This window comes from bacterium (assembly GCA_028821235.1).
In the GTDB taxonomy this organism is placed as follows: domain Bacteria; phylum Actinomycetota; class Acidimicrobiia; order Spongiisociales; family Spongiisociaceae; genus Spongiisocius.
Map to the genome: position 1 here is coordinate 40845 of JAPPGV010000126.1, position 8122 is coordinate 48966.

The 8122-nt window shown below is 64.8% G+C and carries 8 protein-coding genes; 2 read left to right on the forward strand and 6 right to left on the reverse strand.

The window, feature by feature from the left end; genetic code table 11:
- Positions 1-5: 5 nt before the first annotated feature.
- Positions 6-1646, forward strand: a complete 1641-nt coding sequence (locus tag OXK16_12915; GenBank protein MDE0376845.1) for a class I adenylate-forming enzyme family protein — start codon at positions 6-8, stop codon at positions 1644-1646.
- A gap of 160 nt (positions 1647-1806) precedes the next feature.
- Positions 1807-2922: an LLM class flavin-dependent oxidoreductase gene (locus OXK16_12920; GenBank protein ID MDE0376846.1), complete on the forward strand. Its 1116-nt coding sequence runs from the start codon at positions 1807-1809 to the stop codon at positions 2920-2922.
- A gap of 90 nt (positions 2923-3012) precedes the next feature.
- Here OXK16_12920 and OXK16_12925 read toward each other — a convergent pair whose 3' ends face one another.
- The 6 genes from OXK16_12925 to OXK16_12950 form a co-directional block, all read right to left on the reverse strand.
- The gene (locus tag OXK16_12925; GenBank protein MDE0376847.1) at positions 3013-4407 is read right to left on the reverse strand and encodes an FAD-dependent oxidoreductase; all 1395 of its coding nucleotides are present in this window, start codon (positions 4405-4407) and stop codon (positions 3013-3015) included.
- 31 nt (positions 4408-4438) lie between these two features.
- Positions 4439-4987, reverse strand: a complete 549-nt coding sequence (locus tag OXK16_12930; GenBank protein ID MDE0376848.1) for a VOC family protein — start codon at positions 4985-4987, stop codon at positions 4439-4441.
- Positions 4988-5085: 98 nt separating this feature from the next.
- Entirely contained in the window at positions 5086-5550 is a 465-nt protein-coding gene (locus OXK16_12935; GenBank protein MDE0376849.1) for a VOC family protein, read from the reverse strand.
- Between the two features lie 66 nt (positions 5551-5616).
- Positions 5617-6078 (reverse strand): VOC family protein, encoded by a 462-nt coding sequence (locus OXK16_12940; protein MDE0376850.1) that lies wholly within the window; start codon positions 6076-6078, stop codon positions 5617-5619.
- The gene (locus OXK16_12945; GenBank protein MDE0376851.1) at positions 6075-6986 is read right to left on the reverse strand and encodes a TIGR03619 family F420-dependent LLM class oxidoreductase; all 912 of its coding nucleotides are present in this window, start codon (positions 6984-6986) and stop codon (positions 6075-6077) included. Before OXK16_12945 ends, OXK16_12940 begins: the two co-directional genes overlap by 4 nt.
- Positions 6983-8023 (reverse strand): zinc-binding dehydrogenase, encoded by a 1041-nt coding sequence (locus OXK16_12950; GenBank protein ID MDE0376852.1) that lies wholly within the window; start codon positions 8021-8023, stop codon positions 6983-6985. Before OXK16_12950 ends, OXK16_12945 begins: the two co-directional genes overlap by 4 nt.
- Positions 8024-8122 lie beyond the last annotated feature (99 nt).

Below are 8122 nucleotides of genomic sequence, written 5' to 3' on the forward strand. Positions count from 1 at the left end.
TGACCGTGCAGTATCGGGAGGTCTGCACGGCAGGTGATCTGATCGTTCGAGGCGCCGTGCGCGTCCCCGATCGCGACGCGCTGGTCTTCCCCGGCGAGCGGCGCACCTACTCACAGTTGCTGGACCGCTCCGTGAGTGCGGCGCGGTCACTGCGCGGGCTCGGTGTGCGCCACGGCGACAGAGTCGGAATCCTCCTGCCGAACTCGTTGGAGTATCTCGAGGCATGGTTCGGAGCGATGTTGATCGGAGCGATCGTCGTGCCGATCAACGGAAGGTTCCAATCGCGCGAGCTGCAACACGTCGTGCCCGACGCGGGCATTCGGGTGCTGCTCGTGGCTGAGGAGAGTGGAGCGGTCTCGTACGTCGAGCGGATCAGCCGGGCATTCCCCGACCTCTCCAACGAGGGCGAGGCCGCCGGTGGGGCCAGGCTCGATCTCGCGGCCGCACCCGGTCTCGATCATGTCGTCGATCTCAGCTCTTCTCGAGCCCGAGGATTCCTGCCCTCGGCTCTATGGGACGCCGCCGGACGGAGTGTGGCTGAAGAGACGGTCGAGCGCACCGCGGCGCGGGTTGCTGTGGGCGACCCGGCGACCATCTTCTATACGTCCGGTACCACCGCCCTGCCGAAGGGTTGTGTTCTCACCCACGAGGCCATGGTGCGCCAGGGCCAGGAGACGGCTGATCGATTGGGTATTCGAGAAGGTGATGTTCTGTTCGGCCCGTTGCCCATGTTCCACGTTGGCTGCACCCAACCGCTGTTCGCCATGCTGTGGAGGCTCGGTACATACTGTTCGATGCCTACCTTCGATCCGGCCGTTGGGCTTCGATTGATACGAGAAGAACAGGCCACGACGCTGTTTACGGCGTTCCCGCCTATTACCAACGCACTTGTCGAGGCCGAGGGTTTCGACGCGGGCTCGTTCGGCCACGTGCGTACGGTCATGAATGTCGCGCATCCCGACCAGCTGCGGGGCCTCGAGAAGAAGCTGTTCGGAGCACGAGTGGTCACAGGATTCGGCATGACCGAGGTCGCCGGCTCCATGGCTCTGTCGGACCCCGACGACCCGATCGAGCGGCGCGTTCTGCCAGGTTTGGTGCTCCATGGCGCCGAGATCGAGGTTCGCGACATCGCCGATGGTTCGAGGGCGCCGGCGGGGGTCGAGGGTGAGATCGTGCTGCGAGGTCCGACCCTGTTCTCGGGATACCACGGGCGCCCCGACTTGACCGCGGAAGCGTTCGACGAGGACGGGTGGTTCCACTCCGGCGACCTCGGCATGATCGACAGCGACGGGCTCCTCCACTATCGGGGCCGCCTCAAGGACATGCTCAAGGTCGGTGGTGAGAACGTCGCGGCGATCGAGGTCGAGTCACACCTCATGGTCCATCCCCGGATCGCGATGGCAGCTGTCGTCGGCCTGCCCGACGGGCGATTGGGAGAAGTGCCCGTCGCATACGTCGAGGTAGTGCCCGAGACCGAATTGTCCGTCGAGGAGGTGATCGCTTGGTGCGAAGGCATGATCGCCTCGTTCAAGGTTCCTCGTCATGTGCGGTTCGTCACCGACTGGCCCATGTCGGCGACCAAGATTCGAAAAGTCGACTTGCGGCGGCGTATCGCCGATGAATTCGGACTGCCGCCTCCCCCTTGACGGGTATCGCTCGCTCGGACGCTTGGAATCGCGGCCACGGTCGAAGTCCGCCGCAACTGGTTGAGGCGGCCTGGTCCGTGTCGGTGTGCTGGGAAAGTGAGAAGCCGGGGCTAGCATCCGGCTGCGGCCGCTTGGCGTGCGATCGCAAGGATTGACGATCTTGGACATCCAACTCGGTGCCCCCGGCCAGATCACCCCGCCTGTCGATCGCGGCGTGGCTCTCGGTGTCAAGATGGATCAAGCCGGCTACGACGCCGTGTGGTGGCCGGACCACCTCATGGGATGGCACCCGGACACCATGTGGACCGAGGACTTCACGCCACTTGCAAGGCATCAACCTTCGGGCCACGTCTACGTAGATCCCTTCGCGATGATGGCGGCAGTCGGTGCGCAGACCGAACGGATCCGCCTCGGCACGTGTGTGACCGATCTGCTGCGCCGTCATCCCGCGTCAGTTGCCCAGACGATGCTCACACTGGACCACGTGACGAAGGGTCGGGCGATTCTGGGAATCGGCTCAGGCGAACAACTCAACATCCAGCCGTACGGGATCGAATGGGATCGGCCCGTCGGCAAGCTGGCCGAGGGGCTGGAGGTGATCCGGCTGCTAATGAACGCCGGCACCGAGACCGTCGACTTCGAAGGCGACCACTTCCGGCTGGAGGACGCGGTCATGGGCCTTGACCCGTACGGCGACAGACCGCCGGAGATCTGGATGGCCGCGCACGGACCGAGGATGCTCTCGCTCACCGGCCGGTACGCCGACGGGTGGCTCCCCACGAAGATGTCGCCCGAGGCGTACCGTGCTGCGTTGGACCGGATCCTCGCGGGCGCCAAAGATGCAGGGCGGAAGCTCGATCGATTCACACCCGGGATGCTCGGCTATGTGCTGATCGGACCGGATGAGCGGTCCGTGGCGCGACTTCTCGCTTCTCCGATGATCCGGATGATCTGCATCCTCATGCCGAATCGGGCCTTCGAGAGCCTCGGGGTCACGCCTCCGCTGGGCGAAGCCGGGGGTTTCCATGACTTCATCCCGAGCCGGGTCCCGGTCGAGGAGGTGAATCGGATCGTGGAGGCGATTCCTCCAAATGTGTCGGCGCACTATGCCTTTGCGGGCACTGTGGAGCAGATCGCCGCTCAGATCGGCGACTATCACGCGGCGGGTTTGCGCCATCTGGTGATGTGGAACGTCACCGGTCTCGCCGACCCCGACCTGGCACGGTTCAGCTTCGAGGCCATGAACGACCTCAAGGACCTGCTCAAGTCCGCTTGAGTAGCCGCCGTCGCTGAGCCCCCAGTAGTCGGTAGTCGGTAGTCGGTAGTCGGTAGTCGGTATAATTTAACAGCAACTAGTAACTAACAACTAATAACGCCAGCCCTCATCGAGCGGCCACAGTCGGCGTCCGAGAATGTCCTCGGCGCACGTCAGCCCGGCTCTGGCGGCTCGATCGACCCCTATGCCGCGCGATTTGAAGGTCTCGCTTGCGAAGTAGAGACCCGACACGTTGGGGGCCTTCCAGTGCGGGCGGAATCGGCCGACCAGGCCCGGTTTCTGGATTACACCGAACGAGGGGTCGAAGGTGTAATGGCGCCGCTTGAAGACGTGATTCCGCAACGCCGGCCACATGATCTCGATGTCTCTTTCGAGCTCGTCGAACTTCTGTCTGACGAAGTCGATATCACGGGCTCTGTTGAACCGGTGCAGCATCGAACCCATGACGTAGAGGTGCCGGCCTTCGGGGGCCACCGAGGGGTCCATGGCGGTCATCTCGAACATGAACCCGGAGGTACGTCCGACCGGGCTGTGCAACCAGGTCGCGATCTCGTGCCGGTCGATGACGGCAACGGGCTCTTCGGTGGCGATATAGAGCCCTGCCCAGGATATGCGCCAGCGGTCCTGGGCTAGGTACTTGATCTGACCCACGTACCAGTCCGGTAGCTGCTGCTCGGGCACGATCTGGAGAACATGCCACACCGGCAGGGTCGAGACCACCACCGGGGCGGTGACGATCTCGTCGTGGAAGATCTCGTTCGGCAGGACTGCATCCGGTCGGGCCAATGCGATCCCCTTGACCTCGCCTCCGGCGATCAGCACGCGGCTGACCCGCCTCCCCAGCTGAACCTCCCCACCCCGATCGACAACAACGTCTCGCAGAGTGGTGAAGATTCTGTCCCAGCCTCCCTCGGGCCAGAAGGAGTAGGCCGCCATGCGCCTCTCGGAGTAGTGCATCTTTCGATTGAAGAGGTTGTCGCTCGCCGAGTGGTCCCACCAATCCTCCGTCATGCACTCCATCACGCTGATGAACTCGAAAAGGTCGCTCACGCCCTCGTGGTCGGTGTGTTGGGAGATCCAGGTGCGCATCGGCCGATCGTCCCATTGCTCGAGCTCTTCGTACGGGGTGGCCAGCAGCGCGTGGATTACCTTCTTCAGCTGATCCTTGTCCCCCGAGTAGCGGTCTCGAATCGATCCCCATGCTTCCGTTACGTGATCCCAAACCGGCATGTCGGTGTTGTGCGGTCCGTGGCGCAACTCCTTCCCGACATGCTGGAAGATCCTCGTTATCCCCGAGCCGGGGTCCTCGAGGAGATGCGCCCCGAGGTTCAGTTCGTAGCCTTCGTCGTTGGTGGCCATGCCGCGGCCGCCCAAGAAGTTGCTTCGCTCCACGACCAACACACGCTGCCCTTCGGTAGCCAGCAGGGCCGCAGCACTGAGGCCGGCGGCTCCTGCTCCTACCACTATGGCGTCGTAATCGGTCACCGACACACCTCCGGGTGGCCCTGGCGCCTGGTCAATCTTCGCCGAAGGGGGCTTCGTCCCAACGCTGCCGAAGCTCCGCAGCGAGATGGTCGTTCTCGGCGTTGCCGGGATGGGGGTACCAGCGATCGCCCACGGCTTGGTACCGGGTAGCGAGTTCGATCAGCACGCCGTGCGCTTTGTCCTCCCCGATGAAGTTCCACTGGAGCCATGGGATGTTGGGGGGACCGCTGTTCTCGTCGAGAAGAACCGGTAGTCCGGCTTGACGGCATTGCTCGACCGTGTGACCGAAGTCGTCGGAGAGGAATGCGATGTGGTGGACGAACTCGCCGCGGCGGTCGAGCAGTTTGTCGACCCAGGTTCCCGGCATTCCCGGCGCCCACAACTGGATGCTGACGCCGAGGGGATCGGGATTCTGGAAAGTCGCCCACACCATGTGAACGCCGTCGGCCGTGCCCTCACCCCGGGTCAGCTGCAGGGTGTGCTCCGGCGAGAGAACTTCGAGAATGTCGTGCCAATCGGCGATCGCCGTTTCCAGATCGCGCACGCACATCGCGACGTGATCAATGTGGACAGCCGGCATTCGTTTGCCCCTCGGACGGTTCGACGGCAATCTAACAGGGCCCCCTAGTCCACTCCGGCAACGACGACTCGAACCGAACCCGCCGGATGTCGCCGCCGTCAGCGAAGGTCCCCTCCCGCAAACCAGCGCTCGAAGGCGGCCCGCGCCGCGGCGTCCACCAGTTCGACTCTCAGCCCGTGGGCCGAACGGTGGTAGGTGAATCCGGAGGGTTGCTTGCCTGATCTGCTGAGGCCGGCCATCTCGAGAGCCATCCCTGCATGCTCCAACTGCGCGGCGTCGATCTCGAGCTGGTGGCTCCACAGTCCGATGTGATGTAGGCCACTCACCGGCGCCCAGATCGTGTCCGCGGCGCCCTCGATGAGCTCGAGGTGGGGAGGACCTTGCCGGGAGTACGTGAACCGGATCTCCGTAGTCAGGTCACCGGCCGCGGCCCGGATGCTGACTGCTCGTTGCTGGGGGCGTGCCCATGTCAGGCCGAGCGCGTTCCCGTACAGGCTCATCGCAGCATCGAGGTCGGGCACCGCGAGCGCGGTATGGCTGATGCCCGCGATATCGAACGACATGGTCGGCCTCCTCGTACGGATGGATCGTATACATCGGTCGCGGTCGCGCAGTCCCCGTATCCCGGCCTAGCCCGGCCCGCCCGCAAGCCAGTCATCGAACGACTGCCGGCGAGAGTCATCGAGGATCTCGACCCGGAATCCATTTGCGTCGGTGAAGTATGCAAAACCGAGCAACCCGCCGTCCTCGGCGTCATAGGTGGCTTCGAGCCTCATCCCGGCCCGGGCCAGTTCGAGGCCGGTGCCGCGCAGATCCTGAACCCAGAACCCGGCGTGGTGTATGCCTCCTCGGGTGGGTTCCCACGGCGAGCCTCGGGCTTCGCCGATCAACTCCAGATGCGGCGGGCCCTCGATCGAGTAGGTGAGTCGGAGGTCGGTCGTCACCAGCCGGCCGAGGTGGCGCACGATGCGTTCGCCGTGCCGTATCGGCGCCCACGTGAGGGCCATCTGGCTGCTCAACTCCTTCATCGCACCATCTAGATCCGACACGACGATCCCGATGTGGTGCATCTGCGACAACCCGATGCTCAATGCGCGCCCCTCCCGACGAGATCCTTGAGGGCGGCGATGCCGAGAACCATCTCGTCCCAGGCTCTCGCGCCGCGAACTACCGGTGTGACAAGGACATGGTCGAGCCCGGCCTCCGCGTAGCCGGCCAGAAGTTCTGCGACATCCTCCGGACGCCCGGTCACCGGTCGCCGATCACCGTAGCCGTCACCGACCGACGACCAGCCCGAGTAGTCGAGACCGTCACCGATAGTGACCTCCATGTGGATCGACACGGTGACCTCCGCACGATGGCGCTCGATCTTCTCCATCTCGGCGAGGAGCATCACGACCCTTCGCTTGAACTCGTCGAGCGGCGCCCAGGTGCCGTGCCAGCCGTCACACCATGCGGCTCGGCGCAACGCACCCGCTGATGAACCACCTATCCAGACGGGGATCGCCTCGGACGGCCTTGGTTTCACTCTGACCGCCTCGAACGAGAAGTATCGGCTCTTGAATTCCGTGGCTCCCGCCCAGAGGGCCCTCCACCCTCGGATGTAATCGTCGAGTCGCTCGCCTCGGCCCTGCATCGGAACGCCGACGGCGGCAAACTCCTCCGTCAGCCACCCGGCGCCGACCCCCAGAATCGTGCGTCCGGGCGCCAGCCAATCCAGCGTCGCCCACTGCTTGGCGAAGTGCATGGGATTCCGGTAGGCAGGAACGATGACGCTGGTTCCGAGGCCGACCCGGCGTGTGTGAGCCGCCGCAAGGGCCAGCAGCGGAACCGGCTCCGGGAAAAACGAGGGCATGCCTTCGATCGACGTCGGGACCGCCACGTGATCCGACGCCCACACATCGGCAAAGCCGAGGTCCTCGGCGGTAGCAGCTGCGGCCCCCACCCTCTCGGGCGAAGCCGCTCTGCCGAGCTGGGGGAGGTGCAGACCAAACTTCAAGGCGTCACCACGATCTTCAGCGCCCCCGTCGACTTGTCGGCTGCCGCGACGAACGCCTCAGCCGTCTCCTCGAGAGCGAATCGGTGTGAAACGAGACCGCCGAAGGCCTCCGGATCCGACTCGAGGAGTTCAAGCGCGACCTCGAAGTCGTGACGGCCGTCGATGACCCCGTAGGTCATCGAGAAGAACAGGCGCAGTTCGCGAAACAAGGCCCGGCGCGTGTCGAGGTGCGTCGGATCGTCGAACAGCCCCAGCACCAGCACCTCACCGCCCGGATTCACGGTTCGGACCGCGAGGTCGAAAGTCTCCGGCCCTCCCCCGACTGCCTCGACCACGACGTCGGGCGCGAACCTGCGTATACCGGAGACCACATCGTCAACGACGGGATCCAAGACGTCGAGCGCCCCGAGGGTCTCGGCCGCCGCAGCCTGCCGGGGGTAACGGGCCACGCACAGCAGGGCATCGGCACCGAGGCGGGCACCAGCGGCGATCGCGAGCAGTCCGATTGCGCCCCCTCCGATCACTGCGATCTTGCGACCGGCAAGCGTCCCGTCCTGCGCGGCGAATGTATGGCTTGCCCGGTAGGCGTGAACTGCGCACGCAAGCGGCTCCGTGAGGATCGCCAATTCGTCGGCCATTCCGTCGGGAACGTCGAACAAGCTCGAGGCGTTGACCGCCATCCGCTCCGAGAATCCCCACGACCGGAGAGCGGCGCGGTCGCTGCAGAACACCGCCTTGCCGGAAAGACACGCCCCGCACTTCCCGCAACTCCCCGCCAGATTCGGCTCGACGACAACTCGGCGGCGGCGCCCTCCATCAACTCCTGGTGCCCGGGCGACGACTTCGTGTCCCCCCATGCCGGGGATCGATGGTTCGATCTGCCCGGCCATCAAGTCCGGACGGCGCCATCGGTGAAGGTCAGAACCGCAGATCCCGCAAGCGACGACGTCGATCTCGACGAGATCGCCTTCGGCCGGGATAGGCGGTACCTCGCGAACTGTGATCTCCTCCGCTCCGTCGAGGAAGGCGGCGCGCATTAGTAGTGGTCTGTCTGCGAAACAGCCAGGTGTGCTCTGGCGGTCATCGGCGCCCCGTCGCTGCGTTCCGCTTCCTCAACGTACCCTGCGGGTACGCCT